This window comes from Polaromonas sp. P3_A5, assembly GCF_056403055.1.
Genome location: NZ_JBFUGF010000001.1, coordinates 907,424 through 925,661, shown reverse-complemented (window position 1 = coordinate 925,661; position 18,238 = coordinate 907,424). Strand labels below are relative to the sequence as shown.

The 18,238-nt window shown below is 62.6% G+C and carries 16 protein-coding genes; 6 read left to right on the top strand and 10 right to left on the bottom strand.

Translation table 11 applies throughout. The features are described 5' to 3' along the window. Window positions 1–2 precede the first annotated feature (2 nt). Complete coding sequence (locus tag AC1DU8_RS04470; protein WP_457282267.1) at window positions 3–2,345, bottom strand: cyanophycin metabolism-associated ABC transporter; 2,343 nt, start codon at window positions 2,343–2,345, stop codon at window positions 3–5. A gap of 321 nt (window positions 2,346–2,666) precedes the next feature. Here AC1DU8_RS04470 and AC1DU8_RS04465 point away from each other — a divergent pair, with 321 nt between their 5' ends. Beyond that, on the top strand, window positions 2,667–4,874 hold the full coding sequence (locus AC1DU8_RS04465) for a cyanophycin synthetase (protein ID WP_477726485.1): 2,208 nt from the start codon (window positions 2,667–2,669) through the stop codon (window positions 4,872–4,874). Then, window positions 4,874–7,489: a cyanophycin synthetase gene (cphA, locus tag AC1DU8_RS04460; protein ID WP_477726484.1), complete on the top strand. Its 2,616-nt coding sequence runs from the start codon at window positions 4,874–4,876 to the stop codon at window positions 7,487–7,489. The genes AC1DU8_RS04465 and cphA overlap by 1 nt, the downstream gene beginning before the upstream one ends. 44 nt (window positions 7,490–7,533) lie before the next feature. Here cphA and AC1DU8_RS04455 read toward each other — a convergent pair whose 3' ends face one another. From AC1DU8_RS04455 to AC1DU8_RS04445, 3 genes are read right to left on the bottom strand one after another with little or no spacing between them, the layout of a single operon-like run. Next, entirely contained in the window at window positions 7,534–7,782 is a 249-nt protein-coding gene (locus tag AC1DU8_RS04455) for a hypothetical protein (protein ID WP_477726483.1), read from the bottom strand. Window positions 7,783–7,833: 51 nt separating this feature from the next. Next, window positions 7,834–8,100 carry a hypothetical protein gene (locus tag AC1DU8_RS04450; RefSeq protein ID WP_477726482.1) on the bottom strand — a complete coding sequence of 89 codons (267 nt, stop codon included), beginning with the start codon at window positions 8,098–8,100 and terminating at the stop codon, window positions 7,834–7,836. Between the two features lie 28 nt (window positions 8,101–8,128). Then, the gene (locus AC1DU8_RS04445; protein WP_477726481.1) at window positions 8,129–8,476 is read right to left on the bottom strand and encodes a hypothetical protein; all 348 of its coding nucleotides are present in this window, start codon (window positions 8,474–8,476) and stop codon (window positions 8,129–8,131) included. Window positions 8,477–8,512: 36 nt separating this feature from the next. Between AC1DU8_RS04445 and AC1DU8_RS04440 the strand changes: the two genes are divergently transcribed. The 3 genes from AC1DU8_RS04440 to AC1DU8_RS04430 all read left to right on the top strand — a co-directional run bounded on the left by AC1DU8_RS04440 (window position 8,513) and on the right by AC1DU8_RS04430 (window position 10,735). After that, window positions 8,513–9,343, top strand: coding sequence for an urease accessory protein UreD (locus tag AC1DU8_RS04440; RefSeq protein ID WP_477726480.1), 831 nt, complete (start codon window positions 8,513–8,515; stop codon window positions 9,341–9,343). A gap of 257 nt (window positions 9,344–9,600) precedes the next feature. Then, entirely contained in the window at window positions 9,601–10,086 is a 486-nt protein-coding gene (locus tag AC1DU8_RS04435; RefSeq protein WP_477726479.1) for a hypothetical protein, read from the top strand. A gap of 301 nt (window positions 10,087–10,387) precedes the next feature. Then, window positions 10,388–10,735 (top strand): hypothetical protein, encoded by a 348-nt coding sequence (locus AC1DU8_RS04430; protein WP_477671965.1) that lies wholly within the window; start codon window positions 10,388–10,390, stop codon window positions 10,733–10,735. A 73-nt stretch (window positions 10,736–10,808) separates the two neighbouring features. Here the strand turns inward: AC1DU8_RS04430 and alaC are convergent, their stop codons facing one another. Next, the gene (gene alaC / locus AC1DU8_RS04425; RefSeq protein ID WP_477726478.1) at window positions 10,809–12,044 is read right to left on the bottom strand and encodes an alanine transaminase; all 1,236 of its coding nucleotides are present in this window, start codon (window positions 12,042–12,044) and stop codon (window positions 10,809–10,811) included. Between the two features lie 187 nt (window positions 12,045–12,231). Between alaC and AC1DU8_RS04420 the strand changes: the two genes are divergently transcribed. Then, complete coding sequence (locus AC1DU8_RS04420) at window positions 12,232–13,431, top strand: cation:proton antiporter (protein ID WP_477726477.1); 1,200 nt, start codon at window positions 12,232–12,234, stop codon at window positions 13,429–13,431. On the opposite strand, the gene AC1DU8_RS04415 is transcribed toward AC1DU8_RS04420, so the two are convergent. The 5 genes from AC1DU8_RS04415 to urtC form a co-directional block, all read right to left on the bottom strand. Next, the gene (locus tag AC1DU8_RS04415) at window positions 13,412–13,861 is read right to left on the bottom strand and encodes a ribosomal maturation YjgA family protein (RefSeq protein ID WP_477726476.1); all 450 of its coding nucleotides are present in this window, start codon (window positions 13,859–13,861) and stop codon (window positions 13,412–13,414) included. The genes AC1DU8_RS04420 and AC1DU8_RS04415 overlap by 20 nt on opposite strands. Next, complete coding sequence (locus tag AC1DU8_RS04410; protein WP_477727032.1) at window positions 13,848–14,693, bottom strand: DUF817 domain-containing protein; 846 nt, start codon at window positions 14,691–14,693, stop codon at window positions 13,848–13,850. The genes AC1DU8_RS04415 and AC1DU8_RS04410 overlap by 14 nt, the downstream gene beginning before the upstream one ends. A 156-nt stretch (window positions 14,694–14,849) precedes the next feature. After that, a complete protein-coding gene (urtE, locus tag AC1DU8_RS04405) occupies window positions 14,850–15,542 on the bottom strand; it encodes an urea ABC transporter ATP-binding subunit UrtE (RefSeq protein ID WP_477726475.1) in 693 nt (230 codons plus the stop codon). Between the two features lie 696 nt (window positions 15,543–16,238). Then, a complete protein-coding gene (gene urtD, locus AC1DU8_RS04400) occupies window positions 16,239–17,123 on the bottom strand; it encodes an urea ABC transporter ATP-binding protein UrtD (protein ID WP_477688406.1) in 885 nt (294 codons plus the stop codon). Beyond that, on the bottom strand, window positions 17,120–18,238 hold the full coding sequence (urtC, locus tag AC1DU8_RS04395; protein WP_477694287.1) for an urea ABC transporter permease subunit UrtC: 1,119 nt from the start codon (window positions 18,236–18,238) through the stop codon (window positions 17,120–17,122). The genes urtD and urtC overlap by 4 nt, the downstream gene beginning before the upstream one ends.

Here is an 18,238-nt window from a genome sequence, read left to right as displayed (position 1 = left end):
GCTCACCGGTTGCCGGTGTGCTGCGCGGTGTGGGCCAGTTGCGAGGTGGCCAGTGCGATGCGGCTTTGCTCGACTTCCTCGCCGCCCTCTTCGCTGTCGACCTGCCGCGCCTGGGCTTCGTACAGCCGCCAGTAAGCACCCTGCTTCGCCATCAATTCGTCGTGCGGCCCCACTTCCACCACCTGGCCGCGGTCCATCACCACCAGGCGGTCGGCCTTGCGCAGCGTTGAAAGGCGGTGGGCAATGGCAATCGTGGTGCGGCCCTGCACCAGGTTGTCGAGGGCACGCTGGATTTCTTTTTCCGTTTCGGTGTCTACCGACGAGGTCGCTTCGTCGAGGATCAGAATGCGTGGGTTGATCAGCAAGGCACGCGCAATCGAGATGCGCTGGCGCTCACCGCCCGACAGCCCCTGGCCGCGCTCACCCACCAGCGAGTCGTAGCCCTGGGCCAGCCGCAAAATGAATTCATGCGCATGGGCGGCACGCGCGGCCGCGACGATTTCAGCGCGCGTGGCGCCCGGCTTGCCGTAGGCAATGTTTTCGGCAATCGTGCCGAAGAAAAGAAACGGTTCCTGCAGCACCAGGCCGATGTTGCGGCGGTAGTCGGCCACACCGAAGCGGCGGATGTCGGTGCCGTCCACGCTGATGGAGCCGTCGCTCACGTCGTAAAACCGGCAGATCAGGTTGACCAGCGTGCTTTTGCCCGAACCGCTGTGGCCCACCAGGCCGATCATTTCGCCGGGACGGATCTGCAGATCGAGCCCGCGAATGACCGAGCGGTTGCCGTAACGGAACCCGAGGTTCTTCATGTCGATGCGGCCTTCGAGCGCGCCAATCTTCACCGGGCTGGCCGTTTCGGGCACGTTGGAGACATGATCGAGGATGTCGAAAATGCGCTTGGCGCCGGCGGCGGCCTTTTGCGTGACGGAAACGATGCGGCTCATCGAATCGAGCCGGCCGTAAAAGCGGCCGATGTAGGCGATAAAAGCCGTCAGCACGCCGACCGTGATCTGCTGGCGCGACACCAGCCAGATGCCAAAAGCCCAGACCACCAGCAGGCCGACTTCTGTGAGCAATGAGACGGTGGGCGTGAACAGCGACCAGGTCTTGTTGAGCTTGTCGTTGACCGCCAGGTTGTGCTGGTTGACCTCACGAAAACGCTGGGCCTCACGCTTTTCCTGGGCAAAGGCCTTGACCACGCGGATGCCCGGAATCGTATCGGCCAGCACGTTGGTCACGTCCGACCAGACGCGGTCGATTTTTTCAAAACCGGTGCGCAGCTTGTCGCGCACCACATGGATCATCCAGCCGATAAACGGCAGCGGCAGCAGGGTCACCACGGCCAGCCAGGGGTTGATGGAAATGAGGATCACCGCGGTCATCACGATCATGAGCACATCGGTCGCGAAATCCAGCGCATGCAGCGACAAAAATACGCAGATGCGGTCGGTTTCCGAGCCGATGCGGGACATCAGGTCGCCGGTGCGCTTGCCGCCAAAGTAGTCCAGCGAGAGCTCCAGCAAGTGGTCGAAGGTGGCGGTGCGCAGGTCAGCGCCTATGCGCTCGGACACCAGTGCCAGCAAATAGGTACGCGCCCAGTTCAGCGCCCAGCCCAGCACGGCCGCGCCCAGCAGGCCACCCAGCAGCAATCCCACCTTCCAGGGCTCAATCTTCTGGCCGTTCTGGAACGGTATCAGGATGTCGTCCATCAACGGAATCGTGAGGTAAGGCGGCACCAGCGTGGCGGCGGTGGAGGCCAAAGTCAGCAAAAAACCGGCCAGTAGCTGGTAGCGGTACGGATCGGCAAACCGCCACAGGCGCAGCAGCACCCAGGTGGAAGGCGGCGTGTGCAACTCGCGTGCGCAGGCCGGGCACTCTTCGCTGTCAGGCGGCAGCGGCAGGTCGCACTCGGGGCACAGGGCTGTGTCCTCGGCCAGTGCCGTGGCATCGCCCGCCGCCGGGGCCTGCTGCTGGGCAAACAGGCGCACCAGGCGCAGGGCCTGCACATTGGCACCCAGGGTAAACCGCCAGCTGGCCAGCCGCCGGCCCGCTTCATGCAGCTCCAGCGTACCCACGCCGGCATGGTCGAAATGGCGCAGTGAAAGCCCTTGCAATACGGTGCCGGCGGCGTCCGCCGTGGGCCAGCTGGCCCATACGCCTTCGGGGTTGCAGGCCAGCAGCCGGCGGTCCGTCAGGGCCAGCAGGCCCCGGGCGAAATGAAGTTGGTTATCCAGGTCAACCACCAGCGTGCACAAAACGTTCTCTTGGGTTGCAAGTTGTGAGCGAAGCCCTGCCAGAACAGGGTCGGTAGGGCTGGAGTCGTCTGCCGGGTGGTTGTGTTGCATTGTGTTGTGGAAAATCTTGGCGTCCCGCATCTGGCGCGGCAGGGTATTCGCAGGTTCTTCGTAGTTGTGCGAATAGGCCCGAAACAGGGATTTTCGCCGAATGCGGCCTGAAGCGACCGGTTTGACCATATCAACCCCCTGAAAATGACGGAACCATCAAAATCGACCCCTGGCGGCCATCGCCGCGACAAAAACAACAACATAACGAGACACAGGGACCCACCGAGACCTTGACAGGCCTCACACTGAAATCCATCGGCCAGGGCCGAGGCTTGCCCCCGGGGGTACCAAGGCCTAACCCTGCCGACAATTTTGCGAAAAATGAGCCCACAGGACGACATCAAGCTGCTGCGCATCAATTACCTGCGCGGCCCCAACATCTGGACCTATCGGCCCGTGCTGGAAGTCTGGCTGGACCTCGGCAGCCTCGAAGACTTTCCCTCCAACCTGTTGCCGGGCTTCAATGACCGCCTGGTCGCCCTATTGCCGGCGCTCGTCGAACACCACTGCGGCGTGGGCGAGCGCGGCGGCTTCATCCAGCGCCTGCTGGAAGGCACCTGGTCCGGCCATGTGCTGGAGCATGTGGTCATCGAGCTGCTGAACCTTTCCGACATGCCGACCGGCTTCGGCCAGACGCGCAGCACCTCCCAGCGCGGCGTTTACCGCATGGTGTTCCGTGCCCGCGACGAGCAGGTGGCCCGCACCGCGCTGGCCGAAGGCCATCGCCTGCTGATGGCCGCCATCAACGGCACAGACTACGGCCAGGCCGGCGTGCAGTCCGCCGTCGAGAAAATCCGGACCAAGGTGGACGACTGCTACCTCGGCCCCAGCACGGCCTCCATCGTGGCCGCGGCCACCGACCGCCGCATTCCCCATATCCGGCTGAACGACGGCAACCTGGTGCAACTGGGTTACGGCGCCAGCCAGCGCCGCATCTGGACGGCCGAAACCGACCTCACCAGCGCGATCGCCGAAGGCATCGCCCACGACAAGGACCTGACCAAAAGCCTGCTGGCTACCTGCGGCGTGCCGGTGCCTGAAGGCCAGATCGTCGGCACAGCCGAAGAAGCCTGGGAAGCGGCCGAAGACATCGGCCTGCCGGTGGTCGTCAAGCCTTCCGACGGCAACCACGGCCGGGGCGTATCGCTGGACCTCAAAACGCGGGCCGAAGTGGAAGGTGCGTTCGAGGTTGCGGCGCGCCATGGCAGCGAAGTCATGGTCGAGCGTTTTGTGCGCGGCAACGAACACCGCCTTCTGGTGGTGGGCGGCCGTGTGGTCGCCGCGGCGCGCGGCGAAGCGGCCTGGGTGACCGGCGACGGCACCTCGACCGTCTCACAGTTGGTGGACGCACAGCTCAACACCGACCCGCGCCGCGGCATCGGTGAAGACTTCCCGCTGGGCCGCATCAACACGGCCAGCGACGGCGCCATCATTCTTGATCTGCAGCGCCAGGGCCTGAGCCCCGAAGCCATACCCGCCGTTGGCCGCGAGGTGCTGATCCAGCGCAACGGCAATGTGGCCATCGACTGCACCGACCAGGTTCACCCTGACGTTGACCACATCGTGTCGCTGGCCGCCCGCGTGGTGGGCCTGGACATCGCCGGGGTCGATGTGGTGGCGCAAGACATCTCGCGCCCGCTGCACGAGCAAGGCGGCGCCATCGTTGAAGTGAACGCCGGCCCAGGCCTCCTCATGCACCTCAAGCCGGCCGAAGGCGCGCCGCGCCCGGTGGGCCGTGCCATCTGCGACCACCTTTTCCCTGCCACCGACTCCGACAGCCCTGACGGCCGCATTCCCATCGTCGGCATTGCCGGCTCCAGCGACAACCAGCGCGTGGCGCGTCTGGTGGCCTGGCTGCTGCACCTGTCGGGCCGGCACACCGGCCTGGCCTGCCAGGGTGGGTTGTTCCTGGACCAACGCTGTGTGGACGCATCCAACTGCGCCAACTGGGAAGCCGGCCAACGCCTGCTGATCAACCGCGCCGTGCAGGCGGCGGTGTTTGAAAACGGCGCCGACACCATCTTGCGCACCGGCCTGCCCTATGACAAATGCCAGGTGGGTGTTGTTACCGACCTGGGCGGCGCCGAAGGCCTGGCCGAATTCGACATCACCGAAGCCGACCAGATGTACAAGGTCATGCGCTCGCAGGTCGATGTGGTGCTGCCCGGCGGTGCCGCCGTGCTCAATGCCGCAGATCCCCGCATCGCCGAAATGCAGGAGCTCTGCGACGGCGAAGTCATTTTCTACAGCACCGACCCCAAGGCCGAGGCCATTGCGGCGCATTGCACCAAAGGCGGCCGTGCGCTCTACCTGCGCCAGGACCAGGTCGTGCTGGCCACCGGTGCCAGCGAGGCTTTTTTGCCGGGCCTCGGCAAGCTTGCCGCCTGGCGCGAACGCCGCGGACTGTCCGAGGGTGGACTGCTGGCCGCCGTGGGCGCCGCCTGGGCGCTGGGCATCCCCCTCAATTTGATAGGCGCCGGCATGGAAGCCTTTGAAACCACCCCTAAAACCGCCGGGAGTGCCGAGTAATGGAAGTGTCCCGTATCCGGGCCCTGCGCGGGCCCAACCTCTGGAGCCGCCACACGGCGCTCGAAGCCATCGTTGCCTGCACTGCGGTGGAGTGCAATATCACTGGTCTGCCAGGCTTTGAGCCGCGCGTGCGCTCGCTGTTCCCCGAGATGGGAGCCTTCCGGCAGACCGGCCACGCAGGCCCCGTCTCACTGGCCCATGTGCTTGAAGCCGCCGCGCTGGCGCTGCAGACGGCTGCCGGTTGCCCCCTCACTTTCAGCCATACCGCCTCTACTGTTGAAGCGGGCACCTACCAGGTCGTGGTCGAGTACAGCGAAGAAACCGTCGGCCGGCTGGCCTTCGAGCTGGCGCAAGCATTGATCCACGCCGCCCTGCGCGACACCGCCTTCGACCTGGACGTCGCGATTGCCCAACTGCGCGAACTCGACGAAGACGAGCGCCTCGGCCCCAGCACCGGCGCGATTGTCGACGCCGCCGTGGCACGCGGCATTCCCTACCGGCGCCTGACCAAAGGCAGCATGGTGCAGTTCGGCTGGGGCTCCAAACAGCGGCGCATCCAGGCCGCGGAAATCGACGCCACCAGCGCCGTGGCCGAATCCATCGCGCAAGACAAAGACCTCACAAAAAAACTGCTGCGCGCGGCCGGCGTTCCCGTGCCGCTGGGCCGCCCGGTCACCGATACGGACGATGCCTGGGCCGCGGCCCTGGAAGTGGGTTTGCCGGCAGTCGTGAAACCGCTGGACGGCAACCAGGGCAAGGGCGTCACCGTCAACATCACCACGCGCGAACACCTGGACACCGCCTGGAAGGCAGCCGCCGAATATGGCGAAGTGATGGTCGAAAAATTCCTGCCCGGCAGCGACTTCCGCCTGCTGGTGGTGGGCAACAAGCTGGTGGCCGCCTCGCGGCGTGAGCCGCCACAGGTCGTGGGCGACGGCCTGCACACCGTGCGTGAGCTGGTCGACATCGTCAACCAGGACCCCAAACGCGGCGAAGGCCATTCCACCTCGCTCACCAAAATCCGCTTCGACGACATCGCCGTGGCCCGCCTGGAAGCACAGGAGCTCACGCCCGAATCCATTCCCGCCAAGGGCCGGCGCGTCATCCTGCGCAACAACGCCAACCTGAGCACCGGCGGCACGGCGACCGACGTAACCGATGACGTACACCCGGCTGTGGCCGCGCGCGCCGTGGCTGCGGCGCAAATGGTCGGCCTGCACATCTGCGGCGTCGACGTGGTGTGCGAAAGCATGCTGCGCCCGCTGGAGACACAAAACGGCGGCGTCGTGGAAGTCAATGCCGCGCCAGGCCTGCGCATGCACCTGTCGCCCTCCTACGGCAAGGGCCGCGCCGTCGGCATCGCCATGATCGACGAGTTGTTCGGTCCCGGCGGAAATGACGGTAATAACGGCCGCGTGCCGGTGATTGCCGTCACCGGCACCAACGGCAAGACCACCACCACACGCCTGATTGCCCACCTGCTGGCCGCCGACGGCCTGCGCACCGGCATGACCAACACCGACGGCGTTTACATCAACGGGCGGCAAACCGACAGCGGCGACTGCAGCGGCCCCAAGAGTGCGCGCAACGTGCTCATGCACCCCGACGTCGATGCAGCCGTGTTCGAGATCGCCCGCGGCGGCGTGCTGCGCGAAGGCCTGGGCTTTGACCGTTGCGAAGTCGCCGTTGTCACCAACATCGGCAGCGGCGACCACCTGGGCCTGAACTACATCACCACGGTGGAAGATTTGGCCGTGCTCAAGCGCGTGATCGTGCAGAACGTCTCGACCACCGGCTACGCAGTGCTCAGTGCCGCCGACCCCATCGTCGCCGACATGGCCGCCACCTGCCCCGGCAAGGTGATCTTTTTCGCTGCCGACCGGCACCACCCGCTGATGGCCACGCACCGCGCACAAGGCAAGCGCACCGTGTACGTCGACGGCGCCATGCTGGTCGCCGCCGAAGGCGCCTGGGTCGAACGCATCGCGCTGCAGGGCGTGCCCGTCACACGCGGCGGCACCATCAGTTTCCAGGTCGAGAACGTCATGGCCGCCGTCGCGGCCGCCTGGGGTGCCGGCATCAACTGGGACACCATCAAGCGCGGGCTTTCCAGCTTTGTGAACGACGCGCACAACGCGCCCGGCCGTTTCAACGTCATGGACTACAAAGGCGCCACGGTGATCGCCGACTACGGCCACAACCCTGACGCCATGCGCGCCCTGGTGGCGGCTGTTGACGCCATGCCGGCCACGCCAGGGCAGCGCCGCAGCGTGGTGATCAGCGGCGCCGGCGACCGCCGCGACAGCGACATCCGCGACCAGACCATCATCCTGGGCAGCGCGTTCGACGACGTCATTCTGTACCAGGACGCCGCCCAGCGCGGCCGCGCCGACGGTGAGGTCATGGGTCTGCTGCGCCAGGGCCTGGAAGGCGCCCACAAGGCGCAACGTACCAAGAAAATCGACGAGATCCGTGGTGAGTTCCTGGCCATCGACACCGCGCTTTCACGCCTGTCACCTGGTGACCTCTGCCTGATCCTGGTCGACCAGGTGCAAGAGGCGCTGGACCACCTGGCCGCGCGGGTGAAGGAAGCCAAAGAGAAAGTAGCGCACTGAGCAGGCAAGCATGGCTGGGTGGGCCCCTCGTGTGGGCCGCCCAGCTATGCTTTTCTTTCGCTCTTCCGCTGTTTTCTGCTTTCGACCGAAAGGTTGTGCTCCGCGATCTCCTTTTTCTGTCTGAGTTCCAGCCATCGAACCGCCCAGAAACCCAGCAGCCGGAGGACGAGCAAATAACCAACCGCAACGGCAAAAGACAGCCAATCTCCGAGCATTGCACGCACCGGTGCTTGCCAGTAGGCCAAGGGAAACATCCCAACCAGGTAAATCCAGAAAGGCAAGCGGTTTGTCATGGGCTATCAATGGTCATGAGGTATGAAACGGACCTAACCGGGTGCAAATGCCTAGGTCTCATCCAGTCGCGCCAGGAGTTTTTCCATATCGGTGAAATCAATAGTCTCCCAAACACTTTCCTCGACGCGCCGCCGAGGCGGGAATGCCCGCAGTGTCCATCCAATGAATCCCGCAACAAGCTGTGTTCGCTTGCCGTTCAGTAGAACGTCGGCTTGATAAACAATGCCGCCGAGCCGGACTTCGTAGCGACCGCTATAGCGGAGCACCCTGCCGGAGGCAGCATGCAGCCGTTCACCTTCTATGGTTTTGAATGTCATGCAGTGAGATACCTGGCGCTGGCCGCGATCACGCTTTGAACTCTCGGACAACCTCAATGAGACCCACGATGTTGTCATTGAGTTCTTCAAGCTCCTCCGCCGGAATCCACCATTCCGTGTGGTGCGCGCCACCCACTTTCTCGATCTTGTAGCGCGCCATGAATTCGCTTCGCACCTCGAACCGGGTCACGCAACCGTAGCCGCTGGCTGGAACATTCCAGTCCCTGGCGATCTCGATCGCATACTGTTCGTTCGTCACGGGATAGAAGATGGGTTGCTCCGGCAATCGCGGCGGCCACTTTTTGTAGCCGCTTTGCTTCAAAAGTTCAAGTTCCTCCGGACCGGTCGGGCGAAATAGCGTGGTCGTTTCATTCATCGTAAAGATTGTGCCACCCGACGTTAAACTTGCCCCATGACCTGGAACGCGACCCTCGCACTCGACTACACCCACCAGGCCGGCAAGACCCTTGCCCACTTTCGCCATAGCGGCCCCTTGCGCATCCTGCAAAGTCTTTACCCCGAAGGCGACGCGATTTGCCACAACGTCATCGTGCACCCGCCCGGCGGCCTGGTCGGCGGCGACACGCTGGACCTGGCCTTCAGCGCAGCACCCGGCACACACGGCCTCATCACCACGCCCGGCGCCACGCGCTTTTACCGCTCCGCCGGCGAGCCCGCCCTGCAGCGCACCCGCCTTGACCTGCAGGCCGGCGCCCGCATGGAATGGCTGCCGCTGGAGGCCATTTGCTACAACGGCTGCCTTGCCGAAAACCACCTGACCATGACGTTGGCGCCCGGCGCCGAACTGATCGGCTGGGACGTCACCGCCCTGGGCCTGCCCGCCGCCAGCCTGCCGTTCGAGAGCGGCAGCTTTCGCCAGCACATCGAAATGCCCGGCGTCTGGCTCGAGCGCGCGCGCATGGATGCCGAAGACACCTTGCTGATGAACAGCCCGCTCGGCATGGCCGCCAACCGCTGCCTCGCCTCACTTTTTTTTGTGGCCGGCAGCAAGCTCGAGCGCCATCGCCGCCAGCTGGCGCTGGACTGCGCACGTGAGGTGATGCAGGCCCACGCGCTGAGTGCCAGCGCCGGTGCGACCAGCCCCGACGGGCAGGTCGTCGTCGTCCGTGTGCTGTCGCCAGTGGTTGAACCTGCCATGGCCTTGCTCAAGCAGGTCTGGCAAGCCTGGCGCACACAGCTCTGGCAGCTGGCGCCCTCCACCCCGCGCATCTGGTCGATGTAGTTCTGCAGCTGCTCACGCAGGCTGTACAAAAAAACATCTTCAGAAAATTCGTTACGCCGGCCCCGCAGCTCAACGGGTTTTGTAGTCTTTAGTTAGCCGCGCGAGCCCCGGCCTCAACAGCCGCTGAAAGACCTGTCCTACAGGCGAATGGGCTTAGGGCACGGCTTACCCGGACCTTTTCCTTTCATGGCCGTTTCAGGTAGCGGCCCAGACTCCCTTTATCGATATCCATCGAGTTTCGAACAAGGAGTTTGACCATGACCTCATCCCTGAATTTCCGCCTTGCGCGCACTGCTGCCTGTTTCGGCGCTGCCGCCCTGCTTTCCCTGGGTGCCGCGGCCCAGATTGCTTCCGGCACCACCGGGATCGACGCCACGGGTGACGCCAGGAGCGAAATGGCCGCCTGTAACAACGGCAAGACCCAGCAAGACCGGGCAACCTGTATCACTGAAGTCAAGAACGCCAACGCCGCCAAACGCGCCGGCAAGGTCGACAACGCCAATGGACAGTTTGCCGCCAATGCATTGAAACGCTGTGATGTCTTCAAGGGCGAAGACCAGGTGGCCTGCCAGGCCCGTATCGTGGGCTACGGCAAGGCTGAAGGCAGCGTCGCCGGCGGCGGTGTGGTTCGCGAAGTTGAAACCGTTGTGGTGCCCCCAGGCGCCACCAACGTGCGCGTGCAGCCGCAGACCTCAACAGACATTGTGGTGATCCCGGCGCCCGTCGCCTCGCCTCCGCAATAACCAGTTGCCACTCGCTCCGCCGGGGTTTGATGAATTCACCGGATGGAGCAGAAGCAAAGGTGGGCCGCTTGCGGCCCACTTCTTTTTTGTGTGCGTTGTATGGGCAGGTTTTCCATATCACCGGTTTCTCCAGGCAACTCATATTTCATGCGCCGCCCACGCAGGTAATCCCCCCGTAAAGTCCACCCGGTCAACGGATTTCGCGTGCATGATGAGGGAGACTATCGCGCGTCCACTGCGGGACGCCGTCTACATGTTCTCCCGGCCATTACCCGCCACGTCACCCGCCACGAAAGCATCCATGCAAAAATCCCAGAACACCTCGCCCGAGAAGCCACAACTGGCGCGAGCGCTCGAAAAAAACGATGCCGTGCAGGACACGGTGGAAAGATCGGCACAAGAACTGCTGCTGATCAACAAGGTCCTCGAAAAAGAAATTCCACCCGCGGTCAAAACAGGCGACGTTGCGATGGCGCTGGTAAAAACCGCAGAACTGGAAGACAAAATCCAGAGCTCCGCGGAAGAGCTGGCACACGTCAACGACCTGCTGGAACGGGAGATTGCGGAGCGTGCCGAACTGGAGAAAAAACTGCTGGCAGCCACAGCCGCTATCGCAGAAAAAGACACGCCCAACGCCACCGGTAGTTGAAAAAAACAGCGCCGACACCTTTGGTGCCGGTCTTGAGTCATGTCAAAGTGGACCGCTTGCGGCCCACTTTTTTTTAGCCTTCCTGCTTATCGGTTTGTGCGGATTTCAGCACCCCATCCGCCTTGAACATGGCCTTGATGCCGCGCACCGCCTGGCGGATGCGGGCTTCGTTCTCGATCAAGGCAAAGCGCACATGGTCGTCACCGTGGTCGCCAAAGCCGATGCCCGGTGACACACACACCTTGGCCTTCTCCAGCAGCTGTTTGGCAAATTCCAGCGAGCCCAGCTTGCGGTAAGCCTCCGGAATGCGCGCCCAGATATACATCGAGGCCTTGGGGCATTCCACCGGCCAGCCCGCTTCGGTCAGGCCCTTGTAGAGCACGTCGCGCCGCGCCTGGTATTGCGCGGTAATGTCCTTCACGCATTGCTGGTCGCCTTCCAGCGCGGCAATCGCTGCCACCTGCAGCGGGGTGAAGGTGCCGTAGTCGTGGTAACTCTTGATGCGCGCCAGTGCGGCCACCAGGTCGGGGTTGCCCACCATGAAGCCGACGCGCCAGCCCGCCATGTTGTAGCTTTTGGAGAGTGTGAAAAACTCCACCGCGATGTCTTTGGCACCCGGCACCTGCATGATGGAAGGCGCCTTCCAGCCATCGAACACGATGTCGGCATAGGCCAGGTCGTGCACCACAAAAATGTCGTGCTTGCGCGCCAGTGCAATCACCTTCTCGAAAAACTCCAGCTCCACGCACTGCGCGGTGGGGTTGGACGGAAAACCCAGCACCATCATCTTGGGCTTGGGGTAGCTGCCGCGAATGGCTTTTTCCAGCTCGGCAAAAAAATCCGTGTCCGGTATCAGCGGCACCGAGCGAATGTCGGCCCCCGCGATCACCGCGCCGTAGATGTGGATGGGATAGCTCGGGTCCGGCACCAGCACGGTGTCGCCGCGGTCCAGTGTGGCCAGCATCAGGTGGGCCAAACCCTCTTTGGAGCCGATGGTGACGATGGCCTCGGTGTCGGGGTCAATCGTCACCTGGTAACGGCTCTGGTACCAGTGCGCAATGGCGCGCCGCAGCCGCGGAATGCCCTTGCTGGCCGAATAACCGTGCGTGTCGGGCCGCTGCGCGACCTCGGTGAGCTTGGCCACGATGTGCGCGGGCGTGGCGCCATCGGGGTTGCCCATGCTCATGTCGATGATGTCCTCGCCACGCCGGCGCGCCGCGATTCTCAGCTCGGCCGTGATGTTGAAGACGTAGGGGGGAAGCCGGTCAATGCGCGCAAAGCGGCGCTTGCCTGAAGAAGAGGCGGACATAAGAAACTTTCACGTAAGCGCCCGGAACCGTCCGAGCGACGTGGCTGGCAATGGGGCCAGCCGACGCCATGGTAACCGACAGGCAGGCCGCTTACAACCGGCGCCACCGCCATGGTCTACCATGCGGGGCTTGGCCGCCGGCACGGAGCCGGAAGGCATAAAAACAAGGGGAACCATGGACTCCGCAATGACCACCACCGAAACCTATTTGATCGCCATGGCGCTCATCTTCGCGGTGCCCTACCTGATCTGGCGGGTTCTCGGAACCGACTACTACGCGCCACTGGTGGTGGTGCAGATGATCGCCGGCATTTTGCTGGGCCCGGGCATCCTGGGCAAGGTCTACCCTGACTACTACGCCTTTGTCTTCAGCGCGCCGGTGGTGCAGTCGCTCAACGGCATTGCCTGGTGGGCCGTCATGGTGTTTGTCTGGATCGCCGGCATCGAGCTGGACCTCAAAAAGACCTGGGAACACCGGCGCGAAAGCGGCATCACCGCCGGCCTGGCGCTAAGCACACCGCTGGTGTTGGGCTGCGTCGTGGCCGCAGGCATGCTGATGTACCCAGGGTGGCTGGGCACGCAAGGCATGCCCTGGCAGTTTGTGGTGGGTGTCGGCATGGCCTGCGCCGTGACGGCGCTTCCCGTGCTGATCCTGCTGATGGACAAGCTCGCCATCCTGCGCCAACCGGTTGGCCAGCGCCTGATACGTTACGCCAGCCTGGACGACATCGCGATCTGGGGCGTGCTGGCGCTCATCCTGATGGACTGGAAACGCGTGGGCACCCAGGTCGGTTTCCTCGTGGCGTTCGGCGTCGTGAGCTACGCCTTCCGCAAGCTCATGGTGTGGCTGCCCGAGCGTGACCGCTGGTACGTCGGCTTGATCTGGCTGATCATCTGCGCCTTCGGCGCGGAATGGGCCGGGCTGGACTACATGATCGGGGCTTTCCTGGCCGGCGCCGTCATCGACGGTGAGTGGTTCGACCAGGAACACATGGACCTGCTGCGCCATCACGTGCTGCTGGTGATGATGCCGGTGTTTTTCCTCAGTGCGGGGCTGCGCACCAACTGGTCCGTCGGCGGAGAAGCCGTTTTTATCGCCGCGGCGGTGCTGCTGGTGGCCTCGGTCGGCGGCAAGTTGATGGGCACTTACATCGCAGGCAAAGTGCTGAAATGGGCGCCCGGTGAAGGCTCCATCATCGGCTGGCTGCTGCAGACCAAGGGCCTGATCATGATCATCTTTGTCAACATCCTGCTGGGCAAGAAAATCATCACCAACGAGACCTTCACCGCCCTGCTGCTGATGGCCATTGCCAGCACCATGCTGACGGTGCCGATGACGGCACCCCGGCTTCAGCGCATGAAAGAGATCATCTCTCGCTCGAAGTAACCGGCGTAATCGGCCTTCTGGCAGCCTTCCAGCGGGCCAGCAGAAACTCCAGCGCCAAAACCAGCAGAAATCCGCAGGCATAGGCCAGCACGTCCATCCAGTCAGCCACCGAACCCAGCAGAATCTTCAGCACCCGGTTCTGCACGTGCCAGCCGTTGACGCTGGCCACATACTGGGCCAGCTCCACCAGGCAACCCACCGCAAACGCCACCAGCGCCAGGTTGCGGGTGTTGGCCTTGATCACGGTCTTGAGCAAAAGGTACACCCACACCACAGCCAGCACGTCGCCGACAAAACCCCGCAGCCAGCGGTGGTGTGACCACACAGTCGCGATCAGCACTTCAATGATGAAAATAAAAACCGCCCAGAGTGCAGCCTCGCGGTCAAAGCGCAGCTTCACGCGGGAAACGCCTGTCTCAGTCGGGGACATGGATGCGCGCCTTCACATGCTTCAGGTTGGCCACGATGGTGAAGGTCATGACCACCAGCAGTGACCAGGAACTCCATTTGCCCACATGAACAAGGGACCAGGCGCCCAGCTGGTTGGGGTAGTGCCACAGGCTGAAGAACGTGCTGATGTTTTCAGCCACCCAGATAAAGAAGCCGATCAGCAAAAAAGCCAGCAGCAAGGGCATACTCCGGTCCCGGTCATAGGGCCGGAAGATCACCGTGGACCTGGCATACAGACCGCCCAGGCAGGCGGCGATGTACCAGCGGTAGTCGCCCCAAAAGTGGTGCGCGAAAAAGTTGCCATAGATCAGCAATGCAATCACCACGCCCATCCAGTAAGGCGGGTGATGCCGGATGCGCAGGTCAAACAATCGCCACGCCTGGATGATGTAGCTGCCCACCGCCGCATACATGAAGCCGGAAAACAGCGGCACGCCAAACACCTTGGTATAGGCAAAGTCCGGGTAGCTCCAGGACTGGATGGACCCGGAAGTCTTGAAGACCTCCAGCGCAAACCCCACCAGATGGAAGAGGCAGATGGCTTTCAGCTCATCCAGGGTTTCCAGCTTGGCCAGCACCATCCAGCCTTGAATCAGCAGCGCTATCAAAAGCAGCAGGTCGTAGCGTGGAACACCGGCCACGCCTGCCCGCGGCACAAGGAATACCGCTGCAAAGAACAGCCCGGCAAAGAGGCAGGCCCTGGCTTCCTTGAGGCCGAAGCAGCCAAACTCCACCAAAAAGCGGCGAAAGCCCGAGAGACCCGCATGAGATTTCGTCTGGATCAGCCAGTTGTCCAACGCAAGCAACGCCATCGGCATCTACCTTTTTTTGATTGTTTTTTGCCGGTTTGTTTCGGCGACCGCTGCGATTCTACGTTCGCGGAACTGATACGAATATCGGCATGCCTGCAGGCACAAAAAAGCCCGGACAAACCGGGCTTTGACGCAAGGCGACGACAGGCACCCTGCTTAAATCGCCACCAGCTGCCGCACGCCGTTGGTTTCCATGTCCTTGCCCTGGCCGCGCGCAATGAATTCGCCGCGCTCCATCACCAGGTAGTCGTCGGCCAGTTCCTGCGCGAAGTCGTAGTACTGCTCCACCAGCAAGATGGCCATGTCACCGCGATCGGCCAGCATGCGGATCACGCGGCCGATGTCCTTGATGATGCTGGGCTGAATGCCCTCGGTTGGCTCGTCAAGAATCAACAGCTTGGGCTTGGCCGCGAGTGCACGCGCAATGGCCAGCTGTTGCTGCTGCCCACCCGACAAGTCACCACCGCGCCGGTTCAGCATTTGCTTGAGCACCGGAAACAGCTCATACAGCTCGGCAGGAATCGGCGTGCTCGCGCTTTTGTAGGCCAGACCCATGCGCAGGTTTTCTTCCACCGTGAGGCGTGCGAAGATTTCACGGCCTTGCGGCACAAAGCCGATGCCTGCGCGGGCGCGCTCATACGGCGTGTTGCCCTGGACAGGTTTGCCGTCGAATTCAATCGTGCCGGTCTTGATGGGGATCAGGCCCATCAGTGATTTGAGCAACGTGGTCTTGCCCACGCCGTTGCGGCCCAGCAGCACCGTAACCTTGCCCAGGTGAGCGTCCAGGCTCACGTCCCGCAGGATGTGGGAGCCGCCGTAGTATTGGTTGATGTTTTTTACTTGGAGCATGAACGGCCTCCGTCGGGAAATGTGCCGGTTCTTGCTCCGGCGGGAGTGCTCTTTGCTGAGGATTGCTGGCCGGGGGTTGCCCGGCATGCAAGTAACTTTCTTTTGCTTCGCCAAAAGAAAGTCACCAAAGAAAAGGCGACCCTGGTTCCTGCGTCCCTACGCTTCGCTTCGGGCAACCTGCGGTGCTCGGTCCAGCCGGGGTCAAAAACAACTCGCCTGCGGCTCAAACAAGTTTTTGCCCTGATCCGTCTGGCCCTGCGCTCCTCGGCGCATCCACAAGGGCCAATCGGGAGCGGGGACTGAAGGCCGAAAACAAAAGACAAATACCAACAAGGACTCGCCACGGCGAGTCCTTGTTTCTTGTGGTCTTCGGGGTTCTGTCTTTGGCAGTTTGGGTATTCGGTTTTGGTATTCCTCTCCCCACCCCCTTCTGTCTGCGCCGAGGAGCGCAGATTCAGGCGGATCAGGGATCGCGATTGTCTGAGCGAAGCGAGTTCGAGCGAGACCCCGCCTGGACCGAGCACCGCAGGTTGCCCGTAGCGCAGCGAAGGGTCGCAGACAGCAGGGTCGCCTTTTCTTTTGCTTACTTTTCTTTTGGCGAAGCAAAAGAAAAGTGAGTTGCCGCCGGGCAACCCCCGGCCAGCCGCCCTCCGCAAAGAGCACACCGCCGGAGCAAGAACAGGCGAAGATAAAACCTCAACGGCCAAGATACACCTCAATCACCCGCTCATCCGCCTGCACTTGATCAAGAGTGCCTTGAGCCAACACAGACCCATCACACAGCACGGTAACGATCTCCGAGATCGTCTTGATGAAGCTCATGTCATGCTCCACCACCATCAGCGAATGCTTGCCCTTGAGCGTCAAGAACAGTTCCGCCGTGCGCGCCGTTTCCTCATCGGTCATGCCAGCCACCGGCTCGTCGAGCAGCAGCAGCTTCGGGTCCTGCATCAACAGCATGCCGATCTCCAGCCACTGCTTTTGCCCATGGCTCAGGTTGCCGGCCATGCGGCCCACACTGTCTGCCAGGTGAATCGTCACCAAGATCTCGGCCAGCCTGTCGCTTTGTGTTGAATCGAGCTTGAAGAACATCGAATGCTTCACGCCCTTGTTGGTCTTGAGCGCGAGTTCCAGGTTTTCAAACACGGTGAGCTGCTCAAACACCGTGGGCTTCTGGAATTTGCGGCCAATGCCCAACTGGGCAATCTCGGCTTCCTTGTGGCGCAGCAGGTCAATCGTGCTGCCGAAAAACACCGTGCCTTCATCGGGCCGGGTCTTGCCGGTGATGATGTCCATCATGGTCGTCTTGCCGGCGCCATTGGGGCCGATGATGCAGCGCAGCTCTCCGGGCGCAATGTCCAGGCTCAGCTTGTTGATGGCCTTGAAGCCGTCGAAGCTGACGCTCACATCTTCCAGGTACAGGATACGGCCGTGGGTAACGTCTACCTCGCCGGTGGCATGAGCAATACGGCGGCCACTGGCGCTACGGCCACCCGATGCCGTATTGGCCTTGCCGGCTTCCAGCGCGGCCAGGCGCTCTTCAATGCGGCGTGCGCCCTGCTCAAGAAGGTCGGGAGTCATTTGCCACCCCCTTTGCGAAGCTTCTTGACCAGGCCCACCACCCCATCGGGCAGGAACAGCGTGACGCTGATGAAAAGTGCCCCCAGAAAGTACAGCCAGAATTCGGGATACGCCACCGTCAGCCAGCTCTTGGCGCCGTTGACGATGAAGGCCCCCACAATCGGCCCGATCAGGCTGGCGCGCCCGCCCACTGCGGCCCAGATGGCAATTTCAATCGAATTGGCCGGGCTCATTTCGCTCGGGTTGATGATGCCGACCTGCGGCACATACAGCGCACCGGCCACACCGCACATGATGGCCGAAATCACCCAGATCGTGAGCTTGTAGCCCAGCGGGCTGTAGCCCGAGAACATCACGCGCGTTTCAGCGTCACGAATGGCCTGCAGCACACGGCCAAACTTGCTGCCCACCAGCCATTTGGCAAACAAAAAGAAACCCAGCAGCGTCAGGCCGGTCATGATGAATAGCGTCATGCGCATCGACGGCGTGGCAATCGGGATGTTGAGAATGCGCTTGAAATCGGTAAAGCCGTTGTTGCCGCCAAAACCGGTTTCATTGCGAAAGAACAGCAGCATGGCCGCAAACGTCATGGCCTGGGTGATGATGGAAAAGTAAACGCCCTTGATGCGCGAGCGGAACGCGAAGAAGCCAAACACAAAGGCAATGAGGCCCGGCACCGCCACAATCAAAAACAGGGTGGCGGCAAAGCTGTCGCTGAAAGTCCAGTGCCAGGGCAAGGTCTTCCAGTCAAGGAACACCATGAAGTCGGGCAGGTCGCTTTTGTAATTGCCGTCGCGGCCAATCTGGCGCATGAGGTACATGCCCATGGCGTAGCCGCCCAGTGCAAAGAACACGCCATGCCCCAGCGAGAGGATGCCGGTGTAGCCCCAGATCAAGTCCATGGCCAACGCGCAGATGGCGTAGCACATGATCTTGCCGAGCAGCGCCACGGCGTAGGTGCTCATGTGGAACACGCTGCCCTCGGGCACCCACAGGTTGAGGATGGGCGCAATGGCGCAGACGGCGATCAGTGCCATCATGAAGGCGCTCCAGCCGCCGCGCGTAAGCAGTGGGCCCTTGGCCGGAAGGTGCACGATAGTTGGCATCGGGGTCAT

Coding starts and splice junctions, on each gene's coding strand:
- AC1DU8_RS04470 (WP_457282267.1), bottom strand. CDS start 2,345: ATGCAACACAACCACCCGGCAGACGACTCCAGCCCTACCGACCCTGTT.
- AC1DU8_RS04465 (WP_477726485.1), top strand. CDS start 2,667: ATGAGCCCACAGGACGACATCAAGCTGCTGCGCATCAATTACCTGCGC.
- cphA (WP_477726484.1), top strand. CDS start 4,874: ATGGAAGTGTCCCGTATCCGGGCCCTGCGCGGGCCCAACCTCTGGAGC.
- AC1DU8_RS04455 (WP_477726483.1), bottom strand. CDS start 7,782: ATGACAAACCGCTTGCCTTTCTGGATTTACCTGGTTGGGATGTTTCCC.
- AC1DU8_RS04450 (WP_477726482.1), bottom strand. CDS start 8,100: ATGACATTCAAAACCATAGAAGGTGAACGGCTGCATGCTGCCTCCGGC.
- AC1DU8_RS04445 (WP_477726481.1), bottom strand. CDS start 8,476: ATGAATGAAACGACCACGCTATTTCGCCCGACCGGTCCGGAGGAACTT.
- AC1DU8_RS04440 (WP_477726480.1), top strand. CDS start 8,513: ATGACCTGGAACGCGACCCTCGCACTCGACTACACCCACCAGGCCGGC.
- AC1DU8_RS04435 (WP_477726479.1), top strand. CDS start 9,601: ATGACCTCATCCCTGAATTTCCGCCTTGCGCGCACTGCTGCCTGTTTC.
- AC1DU8_RS04430 (WP_477671965.1), top strand. CDS start 10,388: ATGCAAAAATCCCAGAACACCTCGCCCGAGAAGCCACAACTGGCGCGA.
- alaC (WP_477726478.1), bottom strand. CDS start 12,044: ATGTCCGCCTCTTCTTCAGGCAAGCGCCGCTTTGCGCGCATTGACCGG.
- AC1DU8_RS04420 (WP_477726477.1), top strand. CDS start 12,232: ATGACCACCACCGAAACCTATTTGATCGCCATGGCGCTCATCTTCGCG.
- AC1DU8_RS04415 (WP_477726476.1), bottom strand. CDS start 13,861: ATGTCCCCGACTGAGACAGGCGTTTCCCGCGTGAAGCTGCGCTTTGAC.
- AC1DU8_RS04410 (WP_477727032.1), bottom strand. CDS start 14,693: ATGGCGTTGCTTGCGTTGGACAACTGGCTGATCCAGACGAAATCTCAT.
- urtE (WP_477726475.1), bottom strand. CDS start 15,542: ATGCTCCAAGTAAAAAACATCAACCAATACTACGGCGGCTCCCACATC.
- urtD (WP_477688406.1), bottom strand. CDS start 17,123: ATGACTCCCGACCTTCTTGAGCAGGGCGCACGCCGCATTGAAGAGCGC.
- urtC (WP_477694287.1), bottom strand. CDS start 18,238: ATGACCCCGATGCCAACTATCGTGCACCTTCCGGCCAAGGGCCCACTG.